Here is a 23,771-nt window from a genome sequence, read left to right as displayed (position 1 = left end):
CCAAGCCTGGTTTGAGGCCGTTGCCCCAACCTAGGCTTTAGTTATGTCCGGTTCCTGCTATACACCACCGCCGTTCACGCATACGCCTCGTCCGATCATGACCGAATCCGTCGTTACCCGTTTCGCCCCCTCACCCACCGGTTTCCTCCACATCGGAGGCGCCCGCACCGCGCTGTTCAACTGGCTCTATGCCAAGAAGCGCGGCGGCAAGATGCTGCTCCGGATCGAGGACACCGACCGCGAACGCTCCACCAAGGAGGCCATCGACGCGATCCTGGACGGCTTGAGGTGGCTCGAGCTCGATTGGGACGGCGACGTCATCTATCAGTTCAGCCGCGCCGCCCGTCATCGCGAAGTCGCCGAGAGCCTGCTTGCCTCGGGCCGCGCCTATCACTGCTATGCCACCGCCGAGGAGCTGGCCGCGATGCGCGAGAAGGCGCGCGCCGAAGGCCGCACCCGCCTTTATGACGGCATGTGGCGCGACCGCGATCCCGCCACTGCGCCTGACGGCATCAAGCCGACCATCCGCCTGAAGGCGCCGCAAACCGGCGAGACCGTGATCGAGGATCAGGTGCAGGGCCGCGTGGTCTGGCGGAACGAGAACCTCGACGATCTCGTGCTGCTGCGCGGCGACGGCACGCCGACCTACATGCTTGCGGTCGTGGTTGATGACCACGACATGGGCGTCACCCACGTGATCCGCGGCGACGATCACCTGATCAATGCCGCGCGTCAGAAGCAGATCTACGACGCGCTGGAGTGGGAGCTGCCGAGCATGTCTCACATTCCGCTGATCCACGGTCCCGACGGCTCGAAACTGTCGAAGCGCCATGGCGCGCTCGGCGTCGACGCCTATCGCGCCATGGGCTATTTGCCCGCGGCGTTATGCAACTATCTGGTCCGGCTCGGCTGGAGCCATGGCGATCAGGAGATCTTCTCGACGGAGGAGATGATCGACGCGTTCGACCTCTCCGGCGTCGGCCGTTCCGCCGCTCGGTTCGACTTCGCCAAGCTCGAGAATCTCAACGGCCACTACATCCGCCATAGCGACGATCAATCCCTCGTGACCCAGTTCGAGAAGGTGCTGGACTACGTTCCCGAGGGCGCCACGCTCAAGGCCAAGCTCAACGACACCACACGCGCGCAATTGCTGCGGGCGATGCCGAGCCTGAAGGAGCGCGCCAAAACGCTCATCGAATTGATCAGTGGCGCCTATTTCATTTTCGCCGATCGCCCGCTCGACATCGAGCCGAAAGCAGCCGCGCTGCTGACGCCGGAAACGCGTGCGTTGATCGGCCGGCTGGGCGCGGCGCTGGAAGCGGTGAATGACTGGACTGCGCAGACGACCGAGACCGCGATGCGGAATTTCGCCGAGCAGAACAATCTGAAGCTCGGCGCTGTCGCGCAGCCGCTACGAGTGGCATTGACGGGACGTACAACGTCACCGGGCATATTCGACGTTCTCGCCGTCCTGGGACGTCAGGAGTGCCTTGGCCGCCTCGCCGATCAGGCGGCGTAATCCTGCATGGACCCCTTCCAGGGTCCATCTTGCAGCGCACATTGCAATAAGCTACCCATCTTCGGACGCTTTCTAGCCAAGCCGTCCCGCACCGCCACGCGCCGCAAAACCGGCGACCGGGCCAGGTCGGATTACTCAACGAATTCATCGGGGATATCACGATGGACGAAAAATCCAGCAAGACAGCCACACTCACCATCGGCAACAAAACTTACGATTTCCCGATACTGAGCGGCACCGTTGGGCCTGATGTCATCGACATCGCCAAGCTCTACGGCCAGGCGGGTGTGTTTACCTACGATCCTGGCTTCACCTCGACCGGCAGTTGCCAGTCCAAGATCACCTACATCGATGGCGACGCCGGTGTCCTCGAATACCGTGGCTATCCGATCGAGCAGCTCGCCGAACATGGCGACTTCCTCGAGACCTGCTACCTCCTGCTCTACGGGGAGCTTCCGAGCCCCGAGCAGAAGAAGAAGTTCGATTACACGGTCACGCACCACACCATGGTGCATGAGCAGATGGCCCGCTTCTTCCAGGGCTTCCGCCGCGACGCCCACCCGATGGCGATCATGGTCGCAGCGGTCGGCGCGCTCGCTGCGTTCTATCACGACTCCACCGACATCAATGATCCGCAGCAGCGGATGATCGCCTCGATCCGGATGATCGCCAAGATCCCGACGTTGGCGGCGATGGCCTACAAATACACGGTCGGCCAGCCCTTCGTGTACCCGAAGAACCCGCTCTCGTTTGCCGAGAACTTCCTCAACATGTGCTTCGCGGTGCCCTGCGAGGACTACAAGATCAACCCTGTCCTCGCTGACGCGCTCGACAAGATCTTCATCCTGCATGCCGACCACGAGCAGAACGCGTCGACTTCCACTGTGCGCATCGCGGGCTCGTCGGGCGCCAACCCGTTCGCCTGCATCGCGGCGGGCATCGCCTGCCTGTGGGGTCCGGCGCATGGCGGCGCCAACGAGGCCGCGCTGAACATGCTCTACAGCATCGGCAAGGTCGAAAACATTCCGGACTTCATCGCCAAGGTGAAGGACAAGAACAGCGAAGTCCGCCTGATGGGATTCGGCCACCGCGTCTACAAGAACTACGACCCGCGCGCCAAGATCATGCAGAAGATGTGTCACGCGGTGCTCAAGGAGACCGGGCACGGCGACGATCCGATGCTCAAGGTCGCGTTGGAGCTGGAGAAGATCGCCCTCAACGATCAGTATTTCATCGATCGCAAGCTCTACCCGAACGTCGACTTCTATTCGGGCATCACGCTGAAGGCGATGGGCTTCCCGGTCTCGATGTTCACGGTGCTGTTCGCGGTTGCCCGCACGGTCGGCTGGATCAGCCAGTGGAGCGAGATGATCGAGGATCCGCAGCAGAAGATCGGCCGTCCGCGCCAGCTTTACACCGGCGTTGCCCGCCGCGACTACGTGCCGATCGACAAGCGCAAGTAACGGCTGCGACAAGCCAACCAACGAAATCCCGCCCAGGACCACACGCCTCGGGCGGGATTTTTGTTTCGACAGCACCCGACACGACATCGGGAAACGGGACGACTTCTCCATGACAGCCAATAGCCGCATCGCCCTCTCCAGCGACCATGCCGCCATTCAGCTCCGACAGGCCATCGCCGCTCATATAGCGGCGCAGGGATGGGTCGCGGTCGACATCGGACCGACGACGCCAGAAAGCACGCACTATCCGAAGCACGGCGAAGCGGCGGCGCGGCTCGTCGCCTCCGGCGATTGCCGGTTTGGCATCATCCTGTGCGGCACCGGCCAGGGCATCATGATGGCGGCGAACAAGGTCAAGGGCATCCGTTGCGGCGTCTGCGCCGACACATTCTCGGCCCGCATGATCCGCCAGCACAATGACGCCAACATGCTGTCGATCGGCGCGCGCGTGGTGGGCGAAGGGCTGGCGCTCGACATCGTCGATGCGTTCCTGGCTGCCCAATTCGAGGGCGGCCGGCATGCGACGCGCGTGGAGATGATCGGGGCGCTGGAGAGGTAGCGCGTGCCGCGCGCGACTTCGGTTGCGACCGCACCAAGGCGCGGCAACCAGAACGCGACGCGGCCGGATGTCGCCGCATTCGACATCGTCATCAATTGCCTAGGCGGACCGCTGCCTCATCGTCGCCAGCACGATATCGGCCGCGCGGACGCTCGGCGTTTCGTCGCCGGTCGACATTCTCGCGTCCAGCGTCCCGAACGCCACGAGCTGCCGCAGCCGCTCGGGCGAATCCGCAAGCACGTCGCCAAGCGCTTGCGCGAGCTTCTCAGGGGTGCAGTTCTCTTGCAGAAACTCCGGGATGATCTCGCTGCCGATCACGAGATTGGCGAGGATTACCGATGACACCCGGATCGCGCGGCGCAGGATGAACGCCTCGGCCGCGCCGACGCGATAGGCCGTCACCATCGGAATGCCGGACAGCGCAAGCTCCAGTGTCACGGTGCCCGACTTGGCCAGCGCGGCGCGCGCGATGCGGAAGGCCGCACGCTTCTCGACCTCGCCGACTGCGATCCTCGGCGCGATCGGCCACGACGCCACGCCCTCGCGCACCATCGTCTCGAGATGCGGCATGGTCGGAAGCACGAGCTCGAATGTCGTGCGCTCGCCGAGCTGCCCGAGCGCCGCGCCGAACAGCGCCAGATGATGCCTGATCTCGCCGCGCCGGCTGCCGGGCAGAACGAGCAGAACCGGCGGCTCGGCATCGCGTCGCTTCTGTTCTTCCGCGTTGGGCCGGAGCGAAGTCAACTGCTCGGTCAAGGGATGGCCGACATAGCTGCATGGGGGCCCCTGCAGCTTGCGGTATTCCTCGGGTTCGAACGGCAGCAATGCCAGCACGTGGTCGACATAGCTGCGCATCGCGCGTGCCCGGCTCGGCCGCCAGGCCCAGACCGACGGCGAGACGTAATCGACAATCGGGATGTTCGGATTGCGCGCGCGGACGCGGCGGGCAACGCGATGAGTGAAATCGGGGCTGTCGATGATCACGAGCATGTCGGGCGCCTCGTCGAGCACCGCATCCGCCGTACGGCGGATCAATCGCAGGATCTTCGGCAATTGCTTCACGACCGCGGCAAAGCCCATGATCGACAGCTCTTCGATCGGGAACAGCGGCGCGATGCCTTCGCTGGTCATCTGCCGGCCACCGACGCCGGAGAAACGCACGGCATCGCCGAGGCGCTGGCGCAGCACCTTCATCAGCGCAGCGCCGAGCCGATCGCCGGATTCCTCGGTCGCGATGAGGAAGATCTTTCGGACAGTGGCGGGATTGCTCGCCTGCATCGTCAACCAGCCAGCCCGATGACGAAGACCTGCCTGGCATCGGCGGTCTCGATCAGGGCCTGTGGTTCGGCGGCGAGCGTATTGCCGGCGATCACGGCGATGCCTGCGATGCCCGCTGCGGCCGCGCCCTCGACCGTCCGCGGGCCGATGGTCGGCAGGTCGAAGCGCAGATCCTGCCTGCTCTTGGGCGCTTTCACCAGCACGCCGCGCCCCGCCTTGGCGCGGATGCGGCCCTCGGCGCGCAGGCGCGCCACGCGCGCCAGCAGCCCGTCGGTGCCCTCGATATCCTCGACCGCGACCACGTGACCATCGATCACGACAGCCGCCTGACCGATGTCGAACGGACCGAGCGCGTCAAGCACGCCGCGTCCCCGCGCAATGTCGGCAAGCGCGCTGCTGTCGGGAACAGCACGCGTGATGGTGCCTTCCGGCATCAGGAGATCGGGCGCGACGTCCCTGATTCCGACCATGCGAAATCCCTGCTGCTCGAGGATCTTGCCGACACTCGACAGCAGGTGATCGTCACCGCCGCGAAACGCACGCACGACATGGCCGAGCACACGCAGCGTACCCCAGTCGAGCCGGATCTCGGACAGCGCCGGGCGCACCAGGGTGCCGATGAAGATCAGGTCGCGGCAGCCCTCGTCGCGGAATAGCCTGGTGGCACGCCCGAGCTGACCGACCGAGATCCAGCGGTGACGAAACCGCTGCGCGCGCGCCGGATCGCAGGCACCGCGCAACGCGAACAGCACCGGCGTGATGCCGCGCGCGACAAGCGAATCCGCCACCGCAAACGGCATGGCGCCGCCGCCGGCGATCACGCCGACCGGCGAGGAGATCGAAGGCGCCGCTGAAGTCATGCTGGCGGCCATGTCGTGCTCAGTTGGTATTCGCAGGAAGGCAAAGCGCGCGATGCTTGCCGCCGTCGATGAAGGTGAGGATCTCGGCGATCGCGGGGTCCTCGCTGGCCAGCGGCTGCGCGGACGCCAGCCGCTCGGCAAAGATGCCCGGGCCGTGGAACAGCTTTTGATAGAACGCCCGCACCGTCGCCAGCCGCTGCTTGGTGAACTGGCGGCGCTTCATGCCGATGATGTTGAGCCCCTCGAGCACGGCATACTGGCCGTTGGCGAGCCCGAACGGGATGATATCGCCGCGCACGCCGCAGACGCCGCCGATCATCACCTGCGGACCGACGCGGGTGAACTGGTGCACCGCCGACAGGCCGCCGATATAGACGAAATCGCCGATCTCGCAGTGGCCGCCGAGCGTCGCCGAGGTGGCGAAGATCACGTTGTTGCCGACGGTGCAGTCGTGCCCGACATGGCTGTTGTTCATGAAGAAGCCGCGATCACCGACCCGCGTGAGCCCGCCGCCCTTGACGGTGCCGATGTTCATGGTCACGCCCTCGCGGATCGTGCAGGCATCGCCGATCTCGAGACGGGTCGGCTCGCCGCGATAGCTGAGGTCCTGCGGCGCACCGCCAAGCGCAGCAAACGGCGAGATGACACAGCCGGCGCCGATGCTCGTATGCCCGCTGACCGTGACATGCGCGATCAGCTTGCAGCCTTCGCCGATCACGACGTTGGGGCCGATGATGCAGTACGGACCGACCTCGGTGCCGGCTCCGATCACGGCGCCATCCGCAACGCGCGCAGTGGGATCGATCATGCTCATGGAGGAGGTCCGGAATTCGTTAACGGCGCCAAGGCGCTAAAGTGTCGGGTTTGGCGGTCGTTAGCGCGACTTTGCCTGCCCTGTCCAGTGACGTATCATGACCGCCTGTTGCAACCGACAGGAGCGCAGCCGACCCATGGTCCGAGCCGCCGCGCTGATCTTCAGCCTGCTCACAGCGCCGATCGGCCCCGAGACGATCGACATTGGCAACGGCGGCAGCGTCGATCTATCGACCTTCGAGTGTCGCGACATCCGTCGCAGCACCATCGTCCAGCGCGTTTGCTACGACGCTGGGCAGCGAATGCTCCTAGTCGCCGTGAGGGGCAGCTACCAGCACTATTGCGGTGTGTCCGCCGCGACGTTCGATGCGCTGATGAACGCTCCGTCGATGGGCCTGTACTTCAATCGCGTGTTGCGGATCGCCGGCGCGGACGGCCGATACACCTGCAGGACATAACGGCCGCGCCGGCTCAGTCCGTCAGCATGGCGCCGACATCCGCCTCGGCAACGATCTGCCCATTGACCTTGGCATCGCCGTGAAACCACCACATCGTCTTGCGCCGCCCGAGCGAACGCATGTGGTACTCGATGGTGTCGCCGGGCAGCACCGGCTTCCTGAACTTGCACTTGTCGATGGTGAGGAAATAGACCGCGCGTGGCTTCTCGGTGCCCTCGACGGATTTGATGCCGATCACGCCAGCGGTCTGCGCCATCGCCTCGATCATCATCACGCCGGGATAGACGGGGCGCTCGGGGAAATGCCCCTGGAACGGCGGCTCGTTGAAGGTGACGTTCTTGATGCCGATACCGCTGTAGTCGGTGCGGATCTTGATGACCCGGTCGATCAGCAACATCGGAAAGCGATGCGGCAGCGTCTTCAGGATATCGTTGATATCCACCAGCTCGAACCTGACCGGTGCCTCCTCCATCACTCCTTCCCCTCACCCTTCGTTTCGCTGTCGCGCACCAGGCGTTCGACTGCGATGATTTCCCTGAACCATTGCTTGGTCGGCTTGGCAAAGTGCCCGCCCCAGCGGCCGTTGGCCGGGATGTCGTCCTTCACCGCACTCATCGCCGTGACCTGAGCGCCATCACCAATCTTGAGATGGTTGTTGATGCCCACCTTGGCGCCGAGCGCGACATTGTCGCCGATCGTCAGACTGCCTGCGAGCCCGATTTGGGCCGCGAGCAGGCAGTGCCGACCGATCGTCACATTGTGGCCGATCTGGACCTGATTGTCGATTTTAGTGCCCTCGCCGATCACGGTGTCGCGCAGGGAACCGCGATCGATGGTCGAACCGGCGCCGACCTCGACATCGTTCTGGATCAGCACGCGGCCGGTCTGCGGCACCTTCACATGGCCGGCCGGCCCGAAGAAAATGAACCCGTAGCCGTCCTGGCCAATATTGCAGCCGGGGTGAATCAGGACATTGTTGCCGATCAGGGCGAACTGGATGGTGGTCTTGGCACCCACATTGCAGTCCCGGCCGATCTTGACGTCGGCCCCGATCACCGCGCCGGCCCCGATCACGGTGCCCGAGCCGATCTCGACCCGGGGGCCGATCACAACCAGCGGATCGACGATCACGCCGTCTTCGAGCTGCGCGGTGGGATCGATGATCGCCGATGGCGCGATGCCCTCGGTGTTGAACCAGGATTGCGGCCGCAGCGCATCGCCGTGCCATTCGCGCGCGATCTGGACGAAGGCATGGAACGGCTTGGCTGCCCGCAATACGGCAACCCCCTCTGGCACCCGCGCCTCGAAGCGTTGCTGGACCAGCAACGCGCCGGCCTTGGTGGCCGCCAGTTGATCGGCGTATTTGAGGTTGTCGAAGAAGGCGAGATGCATCGGACCGGCCTCGTCGAGCGAAGCCAGTCCTCTGATCTGCTGCGCACCCCGCGCAGGATCGACCAAATGCGCCTTCGTCAGCGCGGCTATGTCAGCCAGCGTTGACGAAGGGGGACTCTTGAAGAAAATCGGCTGCGCCATTCCATCCGTCGCAGTCCGGCCGGCAAACGTTCTTAGAACGTTGTACCACCGCCAAACCGGAATTCTTGCACGCGGTCAAACTGACCCTTGGTGAGCGGTATGGCGTAGTCGAAGCGCAGCGGACCGAACGGCGACTGCCAGATCAAGCCGACACCGACCGACGTCCGGACCACCTTGCTGTCGTCAAACTGCAAGCCAAGACAGGTTCCCGGAGACGGCGGGTTCTGCGTCGGCTTGACACAGCCGGGCGTGTTGACTTCGCCCGTCGCCGCCCACGAGGTCGGTCCCTGGTAATCGTAGAGACCGCCAGCATCGGCGTAAATCGCGCCCTTGAGGCCAACTTCCTTCGGCAGGAACCAGAACGGCATCTGCAGTTCCGCCGACACGCCCCAGTATTTGGTGCCGCCCAGCGCGTCCATCGTGCCGTAGGGATTGATGTCGCGCGGACCGATGCCGTTCGGCGCAAAGCCGCGGACCAGGTTCGGGCCCATCTGGAAGTGATCCAGCATGCGCAGCTCGTTGCTGCCCATCTTGTTCAGGACGCCGCCCTGCGCGTGGATCACGCCGACGATATCAGCGACCAGCGGGGTGTAGTACTTCGCATCGATCGCGGTCTTGATGTAGCTGACGTCGCCACCGACACCGGCGAAGTCCTGCTTGAAGTCGATCAGGAGGCCGTCGGTCGGGTTCTTGTTGTTGTCGAGGGTGTTGTAGTTCAGGGAGTAGCCGAGCGCCGAGGTCAACGTCCTGCCACCCGCCAGCTCCTTGCGGACCGGCAGCGAGGCTTCGCCGTCGCTGAAGCACCACAGGCCGATGCCCGAGCTGTCGGTGGCGGTCTGACCACCCACAGTCGCCGAGCCACCCGCGGGGAACCCGTTCGCGAATGCAAAGGCCGGAGTCGGATTGAACGCCAACAGGCCGTTGCCCGGGTTGTTGTTACAATTCGCCAACGTCGAAGGCAGCGTGATTTCCTGCTGATAGATCGAGTAGCGGAGCTGCAGCGAGAGGTCTTCACGGAGCTGGAAACCGAGCCGGGGGCTGAAGCCCAGCGTCTTGGTGCCGTACGAGATGTAGCTGTTGGACAACTGCTGGCGCTGATACAGGTCGAGACCGAGCGCGATGCGGTAGTCGAGCAGATAGGGCTCGACGAAGGACAGCGAATAGCCGCGGGCATACTGGCCGTAGGTTACCGATGCCTTTGCGAACAGGCCTCGGCCGAGCAGGTTGCGCTCGGAGACGCTGACTTCGGCCAGCGCACCGTCGGTGGTCGAGTAGCCGCCCGAGACCGAGAAGTCGCCGGTCGACTTCTCCTCGAGATCGACGACCAGGATCACGCGGTCGCTCGAGGATCCAGGCTCCGTGGTGATCTTCACGGTCTTGAAGAAGTCGAGGTTCTTCAGCCGGCGCTCGGCGCGGTCGACCAGCGCGCGGTTGTAGGCGTCGCCTTCGGATATGTCGAACTCACGGCGGATTACGTAGTCACGCGTGCGGGTGTTGCCGCGGATATTGATGCGCTCGATATACGTGCGCGGCCCTTCGTCGACTGCGAAGGTGATCGACACCGTGTGATTCTCGAAATTGCGGTCACCGCGCGGCCGGACGATCGCGAAGGCGTAGCCGCGGCGCGATGCCTCGATCTGCATCTCCTCGACCGACTTCTCCAGCGCCTCGGCGTTGTAGAGCGAGCCGACGCTGACGCGTGAGAACGAGCTCAGCGAATTCGGATTGAGGGTTGCGATCGACGACGTGTAGTTCACGGATGCGACGCGATACTGCTGGCCCTCCTCGATCTTGAAGGTAACCAGGAACCCCTTCTTCTCGGGGTCGTACTCGGTCAGCGCCGCCACCACCTGGACGTCGGCATAGCCGTTCTTGAGATAGAACCGGCGCAACAGGTCGCGGTCCGCCTCGACGCGGTCGGGGTCGTAGACGTCGTTGCCGCCAAGGAAGCTGAGGATGTTCGATTCGCGGGTCTTGATGACGTCGCGCAGGCGCGACGCCGAATAGGCGTTGTTGCCGATGAACTCGATCGAGCGGACACCGGTCTTGACGCCTTCATTGATCTCGAAGACCAGGTCGACGCGGTTGTTCGGCTGCTCGATGATCTCCGGATTCACCCGCACGTCGTAGCGGCCCGAACGGCGATAGATTTCGGCGATTCGCAGCGCATCCGACTGAACCATCGGACGCGAGAACGTGCCACGCGGCTTGGACTGGACCTCGGCGGTCAGTTGCTCGTCCTTGATCTTCTTGTTGCCCTCGAAGGCAACGCGGCCGATCACCGGGTTTTCGACCACGACGACGACGAGACGCCCGCCGCGCTGGTCGATATGAACGTCCTGGAACAGGCCGGTCTCGATCAGCGCCTTCAGGCCGTCGTCGATATCGGCCTGGCTCAGCCGACCACCCGGGCCGGCATGGAAATAGGAGCGGATGGTCTCAACTTCGACGCGCCGGTTCCCCTCCACCGTGATCGCGTTGACATTCTGAGCGGCTGCAGGCGCAGACACAGCAACGGCCGCCAAGGTGGCAGCCACCGGCACGGCGAACATGACCAGGGCAGCGAACAAGCCCCCCCTCACTCGCATTCCAAACATCATGCGCAACGCGCCCTTATCCTTCCGATGCCGGGTCGTTCCCCAACGCCCCGACAGATTCCCAACCTTCTGCCCAGCTTGTAGCCAACTTTGCCATGGGGGCAAACTTACTACCGCAGTGCATTTCCATTTTCGTTCCAAGACGTTGCCCTAGAGCAACGCCTCAAAAAAGCCCACTTCAGGACGCCGCCAGATGCAGGATGTCGTTGTAGGTAGCAAAGACCATCAGCATCAACACCAAACCCAGCCCGATTCGGAACCCCATTTCTTGCGCCCGCTCCGACAGCGGGCGGCCGCGCACGGCCTCGATGGCGTAAAACAGAAGGTGCCCGCCATCGAGTAGCGGAACCGGGAACAGGTTCAGGAGACCGATCGAGATCGAAAGAACCGCGGCCAGGTGGATCAAGGCCGCCACGCCGATGGTGGCGACCTGTCCTGAGATCTGGGCGATCCGAAGCGGCCCGCCGACTTGGTCGGCCGCCTCCCGGCCGGTGAAGATACCGCCGATATAGGCCAGGGTCCGATCGATCACGAACCAGGTTTCCTTGACGCCCAGCCCGAGCGCGGTCACCGGATCGACCTTCTCGGTCACGGCGTCGCCGGGCGCGGTCGCGCGTGTGATGCCCATCACACCCATACGGTGGGTATTGCCGAAGGGATCCTTCACTTCACGCAGTTCCGGGGTACCGTGGAGCTGCACGGTTGAATTGCCCCGCTTGACCGTAAAGGTCAGCGCGTCACCGGCATTGATGCTGACGACGCGTTGCATATCCGAGAAGCTGTCGATCTTCGTGCCGTCGATCGCGGTGACGATGTCACCGACCTGGAACCCGGCGGCCGCCGCCGCGCTGTTGGCTTCCACCTTGTCGACCCGTGCCGAGGTGCTCGGCTTGCCGAAGAAGGTGAACAGGCAGGTGAAGATCGCAATCGCCAGGATGAAATTCGCAAACGGACCTGCCGCGACGATCGCGGCGCGCCTTCCAACGCTCTTGTGATGGAAGCTGCCTTCCCTCTCCTCCGCCGTCATCGCGGCGAGCGCCGCTGCGGCAGGTGTGGAGGCTTCAGTGTCGTCGCCGAAGAACTTGACGTAGCCGCCGAGCGGAACCGCGGAAATCTTCCAGCGCGTGCCGTGCCGATCATTGAAGCCGACGAGCTCCGGCCCAAACCCGAGCGAGAACGTCAGCACCTTCACGCCGGCCCAGCGCGCAATCAGAAAATGACCCAGTTCGTGAAAGAAAACGACAATCGTCAGGACGAACAGGAAGGGGATAATGTAGCCCACGAGCCCATGGCTCAACGTATTGAAACTATGAAGAAAAAACTCGGGCATTCGTTTCCTCTCGACAAGAGCCGAAAGCTCCGTCTCCAACCCTCTAGGTTGCCTTTAAGGCAATTTGAGGCAATAGGGCGGCAGCTCTATTTCGCGCGTTATGGTCAACGGAAATCGTCTCGTCCGCCGATGCCAGCGGTGCCAGATTCCCTGACCGCATCCAATCGTTGATGGTCGCCTCGACCAGGCGCGCGATCGCACCGAACTTGATCTTGCCCGCGATGAAGGCGGCCACCGCAACCTCGTTGGCAGCATTGAAGACGGTCGTCGCGCCCCGCCCGGTTCGCAGCGCCTCGTAGGCCAGCCGTAGCCCTGGGAAGCGCTCGAAGTCTGGCGCCTCGAAGGTCAACTGGCCGATCTTGGCGAGATCGAGCTTCGCCGACGGTCCGACAATTCGGTCGGGCCATCCCAGGCAATGGGCGATCGGGATGCGCATATCAGGCGTGCCGAGCTGCGCCACCACCGAGCGGTCCGAGAATTCGACCATCCCATGAATGATCGATTGCGGATGCACCAGAACATCGATCTCGTCGGGCGCCAATCCGAACAGATAGGACGCTTCGATCACTTCGAGGCCCTTGTTCATCATCGATGCGGAATCGATGGTGATCTTCTGGCCCATGCTCCAGTTAGGGTGCTTCAGCGCCTGCTCAAGCGTCGCCTGCTCAATATCGGCGGGAGCCCAGGTGCGGAACGGCCCGCCGGACGCGGTGATGATCACCCGCACCAGTTCTTCGCGGTTGCCGGAACTGAGCGCCTGGAACAGCGCGTTATGCTCGGAATCCGCTGGCAGAATGCGCGCCCCTGCCTTCGCCGCGCGTTCCATGAAGAAATCGCCGGCGCAGACGAGGCACTCCTTGTTGGCAAGCGCAACGGTCGCGCCGCGGTCGACGGCTGCAAGTGCGGGCTTCAGTCCGGCGGCGCCGCTGACCGCCGCCATCACCCAATCCGCCGGCCGCGCCGCGGCTTCTATGATTGCGCTCTCCCCGGCCCCGCATTCGATGCGCGTGCCGGCCAGCGCCTCCTTGAGCTCGGACAACCGGGCCGGATCGGCCGTCGCGGCAAAGCGCGCACCGAATTCCTTCGCCAGCTTGGCGAGCCCTTGGACATTGCCATTCGCGGTCAGCGCCTCGACCTGATAGCGGTCCCGAGCCCCGCGCAGGAGATCCATGGTGCTGTCGCCGATCGATCCGGTGGCACCCAGGACGCTCACGGTCCGCACGGCTGCCGCCGCGGCCTTGTTGTTACGCAATGGAACTGCGCTCATCTCGTCACCAAACCATAAGACCGCGCCCGACGCCATCTGCGCCGCCGCGAAGAAAGCCGAAAATTGCCGCCACGATGACGGCTGCGACAAATCCGTCCAGGCGGTCCAGGAGGCCGCCATGGCCGGGAATGATGTGGCTCGAATCCTTCACCCCGAACCGCCGTTTCACCGCCGATTCAAAGAGATCACCGAGCTGTGAGACCACTGACAGCGCGGCGCCAAGCAAGAGCAGCGGCCCGGTTGTGCCGATCTCGAAGACGGCGAAACCGCCAGCAACCAGCAGGCTCGCCACGAAGCCACCGATGGCACCGGCCCAGGTCTTCTTCGGGCTGACCCGAACCCAGAGTTTCGGCCCACCGATGCTCCGGCCGGCAAAATAGCCGCCGATGTCAGTGACCCAGACGACCAGCAGCACGAACATCAGCGCGGCGAAGCCCTTGGCCGGATCGAGGCGGACCAGGATCGCCGCGATCTCGGCGGCCCCCGCATAGAGGAGGCCTGCCGTCGCCCAGTTGCGTCGCGCGCCCGAGATCAGCGCCAATGCGAAGGCGCCGACGACGAAAACGACCAACGCCGCCTTGCTTCGGCCCGCCATCAGGCAAAGGCCAACGAGGAGCAGAATGACGACGCCCGGCGCCACGATGCGAAGCTCGCGCACAAGGCCCGTGATCATCAGCCATTCGGCGAACAGCCCAATCGCCGCCAGGGTCACCAGCAAAGACCAGGCGATGCCGCCGGCATAGGCCAATGCAATTGCGACCGGTGCCAGCACCAAGGCCGCGACCACGCGCATCACGAGATTGCGCGACCCCTGCTCGCTTGGCACCGCCGGCGCGGCTTTGCCCTCGGTCACGAGCCGGTTTTCGCAGCGAGGCCGCCGAACCGGCGCTCGCGTTTGCCGTATTCCGCGATCGCGCTTTCCAGCGCCGCCTTGTCGAAATCCGGCCAGTGAATCGGCACGAACACAAGTTCGCTATAGGCCGCCTGCCACATCAGGAAATTCGACAGACGCTGCTCGCCGCTGGTCCGGATGATCAGATCTGGATCGGGAATATCGGGCGCATCGAGATATTTGCCGAGCGTATCGGCATCGATCGTATCAGGCTCGCGCTTGCCCTCGGCGACTTCGCGCGCCAGGCGCCGCGCGGCCGATGCGATCTCCGCGCGCGAGCCGTAGTTGAAGGCGACGACAAGGTTGAGCTTGGTGTTGGCCTTGGTCAGATCCTCGGCCTCGTTGAGCAGCGCGCAGATGTCGGGATCGAGCCCGTCGCGCTCGCCGATCACGCGCACCCTCACCCCGTCGCGATGTAAGGTCGCCAGATCGTTGCGGATGAAGCGGCGCAACAGGCCGAACAGATCGCCGATCTCGGTTGCTGGCCGCGACCAGTTCTCGGAGCTGAACGAGAAGATCGTCAAATAGAGGATGCCGAGCTCATGCGCCGCGCGCACGACGCGGCGCAGCGCCTCGACGCCGCGACGATGGCCCTCGGCGCGCGGCAGGCCGCGCGCGGCAGCCCAGCGCCCGTTGCCATCCATGATGACAGCCACATGCAACGGACCGCCGGAGCGATCCGGTACGTCAGTTGCTGGGGCAGCGGCTTTGGACATCGGCTGTTTTCCGTAGCGTCCTCAGGCGAACCTCGATACCGGCCCGCATGAAGACAACGCGTCAGATCAAGGATCGCGTCAAACCGTCAGGATTTCCTTTTCCTTGGCGGCAAGGAGCTGATCAATCTCGGCGATTACGCCGTCGGTCGCCTTCTGCACGTCGTTCGACAAGCGCTCTTGATCGTCCTCGGAGATCTCGTGATTCTTCTCGAGCTTCTTGATGATATCCAGACCGTCGCGGCGCACGTGGCGCACGGCGACCTTCGCCTGCTCGGCGTATTTGTGCGCGACCTTGACGAGTTCCTTGCGGCGCTCCGCGTTGAGTTCGGGAATCCGCAACCGCAGGACCTGCCCCTCGGTCGCCGGCGACAGGCCAAGGTTGGAATCGACAATCGCCTTCTCCACTGCCTTCACCATCGACTTGTCCCAGACCTGGACCGAGAGCAGCCGCGGCTCGGGCACGCTGATGGTCGCAACCTGATTGAGCGGCATATGCGAGCCATAGGCCTCGACCTGGACAGGCTCCAGCATGGAAGCCGCGGCCCGGCCGGTGCGCAGACCGCCGAGTTCGTGCTTGAGCGACTGCGTGGCGCCCTGCATCCGGCGCTTCACTTCGTTGATGTCAAAACCTGGTGCGGCCATGACGTTCTCCCTTTTCAAGAAACCGGTTGTCGACGCCGAGTGGCGCTGCAATCAGCCGGCGACGACCGTGCCGTGTCCGGTACCGCGCAGAATCGCACCGATCGAACCGGGCTCCGCAATCGAGAACACGATGATAGGCAGCGACGTCTCGCGGGCAAGCGCGAAAGCGGTCGCGTCCATGACCTTGTAGCCGCCCTCGATCGCCTGCGAATGGGTCAGGCGGTCGAAACGCTTGGCTTTGGGATCCTTCTTCGGATCGGCGCTGTAGACGCCGTCGACATTGGTGGCCTTGAGCACCGCTTCCGCGCCGATCTCGGCCGCCCGCAACACGGCGGTGGTGTCGGTCGTGAAGAACGGGTTGCCGGTTCCACCACCGAGCAGCACGATCCGACCTTCGCTGAGATATTTGTGCGTCGCACTGCGGGTGAACAGCTCGGAAATCTCCGGCATCACGAACGCCGACAACGTCCGCGCCGGGGTGCCCTTGCGCTCGATGGCGGCCTCGAGCGCGAGGCAGTTCATCATCGTGGCGAGCATGCCCATGGTGTCGCCGGTCGGTCGGGATACGCCGCGCGAGGAAACCTCCACGCCGCGGACGATGTTGCCACCGCCGATGACCACCGCCACCTCGACGCCGAGCTGGCGCGCCGCGATCAGGTCGTCGGCGACGCGATCGACGGTCGGCTGGTCGATACCGAAAGCCTGGGAGCCGGCCAGATATTCGCCGGACAGCTTGACCACCACGCGACGATAGACCGGCTCAGCCATGATGCGATCGCTTCCTTGTCTCGCGCAGGCAGGCTTCCGGCACGTACCGGAAGCCTGAGGTCAGCGGTTACTTCTTGCCGCTGGCGGCCGCGACTTCAGCGGCGAAATCGCTTTCCTGCTTCTCGATTCCCTCGCCGAGAGCATAGTTCACAAAGCCGGTGATTTTGACCGGCGCGCCGACCTTACCCTCAGCTTCCTTCACCGCCTGGGCAACGGACTTGCCGCTGTCGTGGATAAAGGCCTGATCGAGCAGGCAGACTTCCTTGTAGTAGGTCTTCAGGCCGGAATCGACGATCTTCTCGATGACGTTCTCCGGCCTGCCCTGCTGGCGGTACTTGTCGGCGAGCACGTCCTTCTCGCGCTTGACGGTCTCGGCATCGAGCCCGGCCGGATCGAGCGCCAGCGGCTTTGCCGCAGCCACATGCATCGCGAGCTGGCGGCCGAGCACCGCGAGCTCGTCGGCCTTGCCGGCGGATTCCAGCGCCACGATCACGCCGATCTTGCCGGCGCCATCGACGACGGCGTTATGGACGTAGCTCGACACCACGCCCTTGCTCACTTCGAGCGAAGCGGCGCGGCGCAGAGTCATGTTCTCGCCGATGGTCGCGATCGCGTCCGAGATCGCGGTCTCGACGGTGACATCGCCGACCTTGGCGGCCTTGATCTTGTCGACATCGGCGCCGCTGTGGAGCGCGACCTGCGCGATCATCTTCACGAGGCCCTGGAACTGCTCGTTGCGGGCGACGAAGTCGGTCTCCGAATTGACCTCGACCAGCACGCCCTTGGTACCCGACGTCAGCGCACCGATCAGACCTTCGGCCGCGACGCGACCGGCCTTCTTGGCGGCCTTGGACAAGCCCTTCTTGCGCAACCAATCCTGCGCAGCCTGCATGTCGCCGCCGGTCTCGGTCAGCGCCGCCTTGCAATCCATCATGCCCGCGCCGGTCGACTCGCGGAGATCCTTGACCATCGCTGCTGTGATCGTTGCCATTGTTCAATGTCCTTCTTGCCTGTGGAGAAACCGCGGCGCCCGGTGGCACCGCTATCAGCGACAGGGAAATCGTTGTTCGTGGAATAGAGGCTGCGGCCGGGACCAGCCCGGCCGCGCCGCGTAACCGTTATTCCGCTTCGGCGAGCGTCTTGGCCTGCGCGACCCAGGCGTCGGCACGGCTCGGAAGACCGACTTCTTCGCCGATCTTGTGCGCGGTGTCGTGATCGAGCTCGGCAAGCTGCCAGTAGTGGAAGACGCCGAGGTCGTTGAGCTTCTTCTCGATCGCACCGGACACGCCGGTGAGCTTCTTGAGGTTGTCGGCGGTGCCGCGCGGACCGGCGAGGCCCTGGAAGCCCGCGGTGCCCACCGCAGACGGGATCTCTTCCTGCACCGGCTCGGCCGATGCGCCGACATCGATCCCGGAATCGCCCTGCGCACGCGAGATGCCGTCGATGGCAGCGCGCGCGACGAGATCGCAGTACAGCGAGATCGCGCGGCCCGCGTCGTCATTGCCCGGCACCACATAGGTGATGCCCTTCGGGTCGGAGTTGGTGTCGACGATCGCGGCGACCGGAATGTTGAGCCGCTGCGCTTCCTGGATCGCGATGTCTTCCTTGTTGGTGTCGATCACGAAGATCATGTCGGGCAGACCGCCCATGTCCTTGATCCCGCCGAGCGAACGATCGAGCTTGTCGCGCTCGCGCTGCAGCGTCAGCCGCTCCTTCTTGGTGTAGGAGTTGGCTTCGCCTGACGACAGCACCTCATCGAGGTGACGCAGCCGCTTGATCGAGGCGGAGATCGTCTTCCAGTTGGTCAGCGTGCCACCGAGCCAGCGCGAATTGACGAAGTACTGGGCCGAACGCTTCGCCGCATCGGCGACGCCGTCCTGGGCCTGGCGCTTGGTGCCGACGAACAGAATGCGGCCGCCCTTGGCGACCGTGTCGCTCACGGCCTGCAGCGCGCGATGCAGCATCGGCACGGTCTGCGCGAGATCGATGATGTGGATGTTGTTGCGGGCACCGAAGATGTAATCGGCCATCTTCGGGTTCCAGCGGTGAGACTGGTGGCCAAAGTGAACGCCAGCTTCCAAGAGCTGACGCATATTGAATTCAGGCAGCGCCATAGGTTTAGTTCTCCGGTTGGTTCCTCCGGAAACGTGTGAGCAAACGCGCCTGGACTGGCCCGGTTGCCACCGGACGGCCTTTGAGAGCCATGTTTCCGTGTGAGATGGCGCGCTATATAGCGCGATTTGCGCCAGAAGCAAGGAAATATGCCCGGCCAAGCCGCCCCGAAGGGCCGGATTCGGCCCGAAAGGCCCCTATTCGACCCGTCCGCGGCCCATTTACAGCGTTTGCACGTCGACCACCCCGGCGACGGCCTTGATCGCTCCGGCGATCTGCGGCGAGACCTTGTAGCGGCCGGGCAGCTTCATCTCCACCTCCGTTTCGAGGTCGAGCATCATTACCAGCGAAACGTCGCCATCGGCGCCGGCCGCGGGCGGCGCTGCCGGCGTCGGCTTCGCCGCGACCGCCTTCCCCCCGGCGCCCGGCGTGGCGGGAGCCGCTTCCGGCATGTTGAGCCGGCGGGCGATCGAATCGAGTGGCTTGGTGTCGCGGACGAAGATGCGCAGACCCTTCTGCGTCTTGGCCGCGGCGTGATCCAGCGGTTCGGCGTGCAGCACCCTCGCCCGTACGTCCTCGCCCTGCAGTTCGGCGCCCAGTTGCAGCAGCACCGCAGCGCCGGGCTCGAGCACGTCGCGATATTGCGCGAGCCCCTCGGAGAACAGCACCGCCTCGAAATGGCCGGTCGGGTCCGACAGGCCCATGATGCCCATCTTGTTGCCGGTCTTGGTACGGCGCTCCATGCGCGACACCACGGTCGCCGCCACCTTGCCCGCGGTCGCGCCGGTTTTGACCGCGCGCGAGAACTCGGCCCAGGACTGCACGCGAAGCCGCTTCAAGGCGGTCGCGTAATCGTCGAGCGGATGACCCGACAGGAAGAAGCCGATCGCATCATATTCGCGGCGCAGCCGGTCCGCCGGCAGCCACGGCTCGACCTGCGGCAGAATGATGCTCGGCGCATCCGCCGCGCCGCCGAACATATCGTTCTGTCCCGATGTCGCGGCCTCGTGGGCGCGCTGGCAGGCGGCGAGGATCGCGTCCGCGCCGGCGAACACCCGGGCGCGATTGGGCTCGAGCGTGTCGAAGGCGCCCGCGGCCGCCAGGCTCTCGATGATGCGCTTGTTGATCGCGCGCGGGCTCACGCGCGCGGCGAAATCGGCCAGCGAGGTGAACGCGCCCTTCTTGCGCTCCTCCACGATCTGCTCGACCGCCTGCAGGCCGACGCCTTTCAGCGCGGCGAGCGCGTAGTAGATCGTCTTGTCGCCGACCTCGAAGGTCGCACCCGACCGATTGATATTGGGCGCCTCGACCTTGATGCCGAGACGCTGCGCCTCGGAACGAAATTCCGAGAGCTTGTCGGTGTTGTTGAGTTCGAGCGTCATCGACGCTGCCAGGAACTCGACCGGGTAATGCGCCTTCATGTAGGCGGTGTGGTAAGATACCAGCGCGTAGGCCGCCGCGTGGCTCTTGTTGAAGCCGTAGTCGGCGAACTTGGCGAGCAGCTCGAAGATCGTCTCCGCCTGCGCCTTCGGCACGTTGTTCTTCATCGCGCCGGCGACAAAGATATCGCGCTGCTTGTCCATCTCGGCGCGGATCTTCTTGCCCATCGCGCGGCGCAGCAGGTCGGCCTGGCCGAGCGAATAGCCCGCCATCTGCTGCGCGATCTGCATCACCTGCTCCTGGTAGATGATGACGCCGAACGTCTCCTTCAGGATCGGCTCCAGGATCGGGTGCAGATATTCGGGCTCCTCGTCGCCATGCTTGCGCGCGCAATAGGTCGGGATGTTCGCCATCGGACCCGGACGGTACAGCGCCACCAGCGCGATGATGTCCTCGAACCGGTCCGGCCGCATGTCGATCAGCGCGCGCCGCATGCCCTGGCTTTCCACCTGGAACACGCCGACCACGTCGCCCCGCGCCAACATCTGGTAACTCGCCGCGTCGTCGATCGGCAGGGTCGCGAGATCGACGTGGATGTCGCGCTGCTTGAGCAGCTTCACCGCGACGTCGAGCACGGTCAGCGTCTTCAGGCCGAGAAAGTCGAACTTCACCAGCCCTGCCGGCTCGACCCATTTCATGTTGAACTGGGTGACCGGCATGTCGGATTTCGGATCGCGGTAAAGCGGCACCAACTCGCTGAGCGGCCGATCGCCGATCACGATACCAGCGGCGTGAGTCGAGGCGTGGCGGGTCAGGCCCTCGAGCCGTTGCGCAATGTCGAAGGCGCGCGCCACCACCGGATCCTCGTCGCGGAACGCTTGCAGCTTGGGCTCGCCTTCAATTGCCTGCGCCAGCGTCACCGGGGCCGCGGGATTCTGCGGCACCAGCTTGGTCAGCTTGTCGACCTGACCATATGGCATCTGCAGCACGCGCCCGACGTCGCGCAGCACGCCGCGCGCCTGCAGCGTACCGAAGGTAATGATCTGCGCGACCTGATCGCGGCCGTAACGCTCTTGCACATACTGGATCACCTCTCCGCGGCGATCCTGACAGAAGTCGATGTCGAAGTCCGGCATCGAGACGCGTTCGGGATTGAGGAAGCGCTCGAACAGCAGCGCGAAGCGCATCGGATCGAGGTCGGTGATGGTCAACACCCACGCGACCAGCGAGCCCGCGCCGGAGCCGCGGCCCGGCCCGACCGGAATGCCTTGCGCCTTGGCCCACTTGATGAAGTCGGACACGATCAGGAAGTAGCCCGCATATTTCATGCGGGTGATGACGTCGAGCTCGAAAGCGAGCCGCTTGCTGTAATCCAGCTCGGTCATTCCGGGCGAGAGGCCATGCACCTTCAAGCGCTTCGCGAGCCCCTCCTCGGCTTGCCGCTTAAGCTCGGCCGCCTCGTCGGCAGCGGCATCCGAACTCTGCGCGGCACCGACGGTGAAGAACGGCAGGATCGGCTTGCGTGTCTTCGGCCGGAACGAGCAGCGCTCAGCAATCTCCACGGTCGATGCCAGCGCCTCCGGAATGTCGGCGAACAGCACCGCCATTTCCGCACGGGTCTTGAAGCGGTGATCGGGGGTGAGCTGCACGCGATCGGTCTCGGCGATCAGATGACCGCCGGCGATGCACAGCAGGGCATCATGTGACTCGTAGTCGTCGGTGGTCGCGAAATACGGTTCGTTGGTCGCAACCAGCGGCAGGCCTTTGCTATAGGCGAGATCGATCAGACCGCCCTCGGTGCGGCGCTCTTTGTCCACGCCGTGGCGCTGCAACTCGACATAGAGCCGGTCGCCAAACAGGCTGGCCAGACGATCGCAGCGGCTGCCCGCCAGCGCAGCCTGATCGGCGCCGAGCGCGAGCGCAATCGGCCCGTCGGGGCCGCCGGTCAGCGCAATCAGGTCTTCGGCATCATCAGTGAGCCAGTCGAACTTGATATGCGGGGTCTGGTTGACGGGCGTCTCCAGGAACGCCCGCGAGTTCAGCCGCATCAGGCTGCGGTAGCCGCGCTCACGCGCCGCCAGCAGGACGATTCGCGCGGGCCCCGCCGCCAGCACGCTGCGCGCGTTGGGATCGACGTCGCCGAAATCCACCGCGAGCTCGCAACCCACGATCGGCTGGATGCCGTAGCCCGCCATCTTGTCGGAGAATTCCAGCGCCCCGAACATATTGTCGGTGTCGGTCAGCGCCAGCGCCGGCTGGCGGTCGGCCTTCGCGAGCTCGCCGAGCTTGGCGATCTTGATCGCGCCCTTCAGCAGCGAATAGGCCGAATGAACGTGAAGATGAACGAATCCGGCATTCGACATGGCTGCTCAGGAATCACTGCGTCGGGGATGAAGTGAAGCGTCGGCCGAACGCTTGGATACGTCAGGCCCGACTCGCTGCGCCATGGTGACGCTTGCGTTCAGCCAAGTCCACGCGGAACGCCGCATGGCGGCCCCTCCTCCTGCTTTTCCCAAGGGGCGCCCTATGCGGCTGTTCTTGTTCGCCCATTTCAGAACTGTGTGAAGAGCTGGGCCCAAACGGCGATCATTCCGACAAACAGCGTGATCGATGCCAGCGCCGCCGCCTCTTCCACGAAAATCTTCAACATGGCCGCCTCCGTGAACTGGAACGTATGCAGAACATTGTTCCTTTTTTGTTCTCGGAGTCAAGCGAGCCCAGGAGAGCCTGCGCCGCGATCGCGGCCGATGGTTAATCCGTCACGCCAACGAAAAAAGCCCCGGGCCGAGGCCCGGGGCTTTCGATGCCGCTCCAGCTTAGCGAGCGATCAGTAGCGCGGAACGACCGGGCCACCGAACTTGTAGTTCAGGCGGACCGTGACGAGGTCGACATCCTGCTTGATGTCGTCGTTGCGGCTGTTGAGGCCGGTCGGAGTGACCAGCGTGTAGTTGTTGTTGCCCATGAACAGGTGATCGTACTCGACAGCAGCCGACCATCCCGGAGCGAACGCCCATTCCAGACCGACGCCGACGGTGCCGCCCCAGCGGGTGTCGGACGCGCTGTCGACCAGCGCACCGGCCGTGGTCAGACCTTCGTACTTGCTGTCGGTCACCGCAGCACCGCCCTTCACGTAGAACAGGGTGGTGTTCCAAGCGTAGCCGATCTGACCGGTGAACAGACCGAACGAGTCGATCTTGGTGCGGTTGTTGAGCAGCGCGAAAGCAGCGCTGGCGTTCGAGCCGCTGAAGTCAGCCCAGTTGCCCTGAGCTTCGAGGCCGAACACCCAGCCACCGGCCTGCCAGCGGTAGCCGATCTGACCACCGACCGTGCCGCCGGACGCGTCATGGCTGCCTTCGCCGAACGGCGTCAACGCAACGCCAGCAACCGCCGTGTTGGTCCAGCTATTGTGGCTCGATCCCCAACCGCCGTTGATACCGATGTAGAAGCCGGTCCAGTCATAGACAGAGGCGACCACCGGCGGCGGAGCCTTGGTGTAAGGCCGAGCCGCGAGATCAGCCGCGGAGGCCGGCGCAACCGCGCCGAGCGCGATCAGGCTGGCCGTAACAAGCAAAACCTTTTTCATT

The 23,771-nt window shown here is 64.3% G+C and carries 20 protein-coding genes; 4 read left to right on the top strand and 16 right to left on the bottom strand.

The window, feature by feature from the left end; translation table 11 throughout:
* The first annotated feature begins 97 nt into the window (after nucleotides 1-97).
* From gltX to rpiB, 3 genes are all read left to right on the top strand, one after another.
* Nucleotides 98-1,519 carry a glutamate--tRNA ligase gene (gltX, locus tag P6U25_RS17310; RefSeq protein ID WP_407152322.1) on the top strand — a complete coding sequence of 474 codons (1,422 nt, stop codon included), beginning with the start codon at nucleotides 98-100 and terminating at the stop codon, nucleotides 1,517-1,519.
* A gap of 161 nt (nucleotides 1,520-1,680) precedes the next feature.
* A complete protein-coding gene (gene gltA / locus P6U25_RS17305) occupies nucleotides 1,681-2,982 on the top strand; it encodes a citrate synthase (RefSeq protein ID WP_407152321.1) in 1,302 nt (433 codons plus the stop codon).
* Between the two features lie 109 nt (nucleotides 2,983-3,091).
* Entirely contained in the window at nucleotides 3,092-3,541 is a 450-nt protein-coding gene (gene rpiB / locus P6U25_RS17300) for a ribose 5-phosphate isomerase B (protein ID WP_407152320.1), read from the top strand.
* 99 nt (nucleotides 3,542-3,640) lie between these two features.
* Here rpiB and lpxB read toward each other — a convergent pair whose 3' ends face one another.
* The 3 genes from lpxB to lpxA are packed head-to-tail and all read right to left on the bottom strand — an operon-like array spanning nucleotide 3,641 to nucleotide 6,493.
* A complete protein-coding gene (gene lpxB, locus P6U25_RS17295) occupies nucleotides 3,641-4,819 on the bottom strand; it encodes a lipid-A-disaccharide synthase (protein WP_407152319.1) in 1,179 nt (392 codons plus the stop codon).
* A 2-nt stretch (nucleotides 4,820-4,821) separates the two neighbouring features.
* Nucleotides 4,822-5,679 carry an LpxI family protein gene (locus P6U25_RS17290; RefSeq protein ID WP_407152547.1) on the bottom strand — a complete coding sequence of 286 codons (858 nt, stop codon included), beginning with the start codon at nucleotides 5,677-5,679 and terminating at the stop codon, nucleotides 4,822-4,824.
* A gap of 19 nt (nucleotides 5,680-5,698) precedes the next feature.
* Nucleotides 5,699-6,493 carry an acyl-ACP--UDP-N-acetylglucosamine O-acyltransferase gene (gene lpxA, locus P6U25_RS17285; RefSeq protein ID WP_407152318.1) on the bottom strand — a complete coding sequence of 265 codons (795 nt, stop codon included), beginning with the start codon at nucleotides 6,491-6,493 and terminating at the stop codon, nucleotides 5,699-5,701.
* Between the two features lie 136 nt (nucleotides 6,494-6,629).
* On the opposite strand from lpxA, the gene P6U25_RS17280 reads away from it, so the two are divergent.
* Entirely contained in the window at nucleotides 6,630-6,950 is a 321-nt protein-coding gene (locus P6U25_RS17280) for a KTSC domain-containing protein (protein ID WP_407152317.1), read from the top strand.
* Between the two features lie 13 nt (nucleotides 6,951-6,963).
* On the opposite strand, the gene fabZ is transcribed toward P6U25_RS17280, so the two are convergent.
* The 13 genes from fabZ to P6U25_RS17215 all read right to left on the bottom strand — a co-directional run bounded on the left by fabZ (nucleotide 6,964) and on the right by P6U25_RS17215 (nucleotide 23,770).
* Entirely contained in the window at nucleotides 6,964-7,422 is a 459-nt protein-coding gene (fabZ, locus tag P6U25_RS17275; RefSeq protein WP_407152316.1) for a 3-hydroxyacyl-ACP dehydratase FabZ, read from the bottom strand.
* Entirely contained in the window at nucleotides 7,422-8,483 is a 1,062-nt protein-coding gene (lpxD, locus tag P6U25_RS17270) for a UDP-3-O-(3-hydroxymyristoyl)glucosamine N-acyltransferase (protein WP_407152315.1), read from the bottom strand. Before lpxD ends, fabZ begins: the two co-directional genes overlap by 1 nt.
* A 32-nt stretch (nucleotides 8,484-8,515) precedes the next feature.
* Entirely contained in the window at nucleotides 8,516-11,083 is a 2,568-nt protein-coding gene (bamA, locus tag P6U25_RS17265; protein WP_407152546.1) for an outer membrane protein assembly factor BamA, read from the bottom strand.
* Nucleotides 11,084-11,258: 175 nt separating this feature from the next.
* Nucleotides 11,259-12,410, bottom strand: coding sequence for an RIP metalloprotease RseP (gene rseP, locus P6U25_RS17260; RefSeq protein ID WP_407152545.1), 1,152 nt, complete (start codon nucleotides 12,408-12,410; stop codon nucleotides 11,259-11,261).
* 43 nt (nucleotides 12,411-12,453) lie between these two features.
* Complete coding sequence (dxr, locus tag P6U25_RS17255; protein ID WP_407152314.1) at nucleotides 12,454-13,677, bottom strand: 1-deoxy-D-xylulose-5-phosphate reductoisomerase; 1,224 nt, start codon at nucleotides 13,675-13,677, stop codon at nucleotides 12,454-12,456.
* Nucleotides 13,678-13,681: 4 nt separating this feature from the next.
* Nucleotides 13,682-14,530, bottom strand: coding sequence for a phosphatidate cytidylyltransferase (locus P6U25_RS17250; RefSeq protein WP_407152313.1), 849 nt, complete (start codon nucleotides 14,528-14,530; stop codon nucleotides 13,682-13,684).
* Nucleotides 14,527-15,285, bottom strand: coding sequence for an isoprenyl transferase (locus tag P6U25_RS17245; RefSeq protein ID WP_407152312.1), 759 nt, complete (start codon nucleotides 15,283-15,285; stop codon nucleotides 14,527-14,529). Before P6U25_RS17245 ends, P6U25_RS17250 begins: the two co-directional genes overlap by 4 nt.
* A 78-nt stretch (nucleotides 15,286-15,363) precedes the next feature.
* Nucleotides 15,364-15,927, bottom strand: a complete 564-nt coding sequence (gene frr / locus P6U25_RS17240) for a ribosome recycling factor (protein WP_407152311.1) — start codon at nucleotides 15,925-15,927, stop codon at nucleotides 15,364-15,366.
* A 51-nt stretch (nucleotides 15,928-15,978) separates the two neighbouring features.
* Nucleotides 15,979-16,695, bottom strand: coding sequence for a UMP kinase (gene pyrH / locus P6U25_RS17235; protein ID WP_407152310.1), 717 nt, complete (start codon nucleotides 16,693-16,695; stop codon nucleotides 15,979-15,981).
* A 67-nt stretch (nucleotides 16,696-16,762) separates the two neighbouring features.
* Nucleotides 16,763-17,686 (bottom strand): translation elongation factor Ts, encoded by a 924-nt coding sequence (gene tsf / locus P6U25_RS17230; protein ID WP_407152309.1) that lies wholly within the window; start codon nucleotides 17,684-17,686, stop codon nucleotides 16,763-16,765.
* A gap of 127 nt (nucleotides 17,687-17,813) precedes the next feature.
* A complete protein-coding gene (locus tag P6U25_RS17225; RefSeq protein WP_407152308.1) occupies nucleotides 17,814-18,809 on the bottom strand; it encodes a 30S ribosomal protein S2 in 996 nt (331 codons plus the stop codon).
* Nucleotides 18,810-19,028: 219 nt separating this feature from the next.
* A complete protein-coding gene (dnaE, locus tag P6U25_RS17220; RefSeq protein ID WP_407152307.1) occupies nucleotides 19,029-22,550 on the bottom strand; it encodes a DNA polymerase III subunit alpha in 3,522 nt (1,173 codons plus the stop codon).
* 464 nt (nucleotides 22,551-23,014) lie between these two features.
* A complete protein-coding gene (locus P6U25_RS17215) occupies nucleotides 23,015-23,770 on the bottom strand; it encodes an outer membrane protein (RefSeq protein ID WP_407152306.1) in 756 nt (251 codons plus the stop codon).
* Nucleotide 23,771 lies beyond the last annotated feature (1 nt).

Source organism: Bradyrhizobium sp. ORS 86, from assembly GCF_045571475.1.
Taxonomy (GTDB): Bacteria; Pseudomonadota; Alphaproteobacteria; order Rhizobiales; family Xanthobacteraceae; genus Bradyrhizobium.
Note: the sequence above shows the minus strand (reverse complement) of the source record. Positions and strands in the feature narration are given on the sequence as shown.

Bases quoted from the DNA above. Each gene is read 5' to 3' on its own strand.
- P6U25_RS17280 (WP_407152317.1), top strand. From the start codon at position 6,630: ATGGTCCGAGCCGCCGCGCTGATCTTCAGCCTGCTCACAGCGCCGATC.
- lpxA (WP_407152318.1), bottom strand. From the start codon at position 6,493: ATGAGCATGATCGATCCCACTGCGCGCGTTGCGGATGGCGCCGTGATC.
- rpiB (WP_407152320.1), top strand. From the start codon at position 3,092: ATGACAGCCAATAGCCGCATCGCCCTCTCCAGCGACCATGCCGCCATT.
- P6U25_RS17290 (WP_407152547.1), bottom strand. From the start codon at position 5,679: ATGACTTCAGCGGCGCCTTCGATCTCCTCGCCGGTCGGCGTGATCGCC.
- frr (WP_407152311.1), bottom strand. From the start codon at position 15,927: ATGGCCGCACCAGGTTTTGACATCAACGAAGTGAAGCGCCGGATGCAG.
- lpxB (WP_407152319.1), bottom strand. From the start codon at position 4,819: ATGCAGGCGAGCAATCCCGCCACTGTCCGAAAGATCTTCCTCATCGCG.
- lpxD (WP_407152315.1), bottom strand. From the start codon at position 8,483: ATGGCGCAGCCGATTTTCTTCAAGAGTCCCCCTTCGTCAACGCTGGCT.
- P6U25_RS17215 (WP_407152306.1), bottom strand. From the start codon at position 23,770: ATGAAAAAGGTTTTGCTTGTTACGGCCAGCCTGATCGCGCTCGGCGCG.
- dxr (WP_407152314.1), bottom strand. From the start codon at position 13,677: ATGAGCGCAGTTCCATTGCGTAACAACAAGGCCGCGGCGGCAGCCGTG.
- P6U25_RS17245 (WP_407152312.1), bottom strand. From the start codon at position 15,285: ATGTCCAAAGCCGCTGCCCCAGCAACTGACGTACCGGATCGCTCCGGC.
- gltX (WP_407152322.1), top strand. From the start codon at position 98: ATGACCGAATCCGTCGTTACCCGTTTCGCCCCCTCACCCACCGGTTTC.
- tsf (WP_407152309.1), bottom strand. From the start codon at position 17,686: ATGGCAACGATCACAGCAGCGATGGTCAAGGATCTCCGCGAGTCGACC.
- dnaE (WP_407152307.1), bottom strand. From the start codon at position 22,550: ATGTCGAATGCCGGATTCGTTCATCTTCACGTTCATTCGGCCTATTCG.
- fabZ (WP_407152316.1), bottom strand. From the start codon at position 7,422: ATGGAGGAGGCACCGGTCAGGTTCGAGCTGGTGGATATCAACGATATC.
- P6U25_RS17225 (WP_407152308.1), bottom strand. From the start codon at position 18,809: ATGGCGCTGCCTGAATTCAATATGCGTCAGCTCTTGGAAGCTGGCGTT.
- pyrH (WP_407152310.1), bottom strand. From the start codon at position 16,695: ATGGCTGAGCCGGTCTATCGTCGCGTGGTGGTCAAGCTGTCCGGCGAA.
- bamA (WP_407152546.1), bottom strand. From the start codon at position 11,083: ATGATGTTTGGAATGCGAGTGAGGGGGGGCTTGTTCGCTGCCCTGGTC.
- rseP (WP_407152545.1), bottom strand. From the start codon at position 12,410: ATGCCCGAGTTTTTTCTTCATAGTTTCAATACGTTGAGCCATGGGCTC.
- gltA (WP_407152321.1), top strand. From the start codon at position 1,681: ATGGACGAAAAATCCAGCAAGACAGCCACACTCACCATCGGCAACAAA.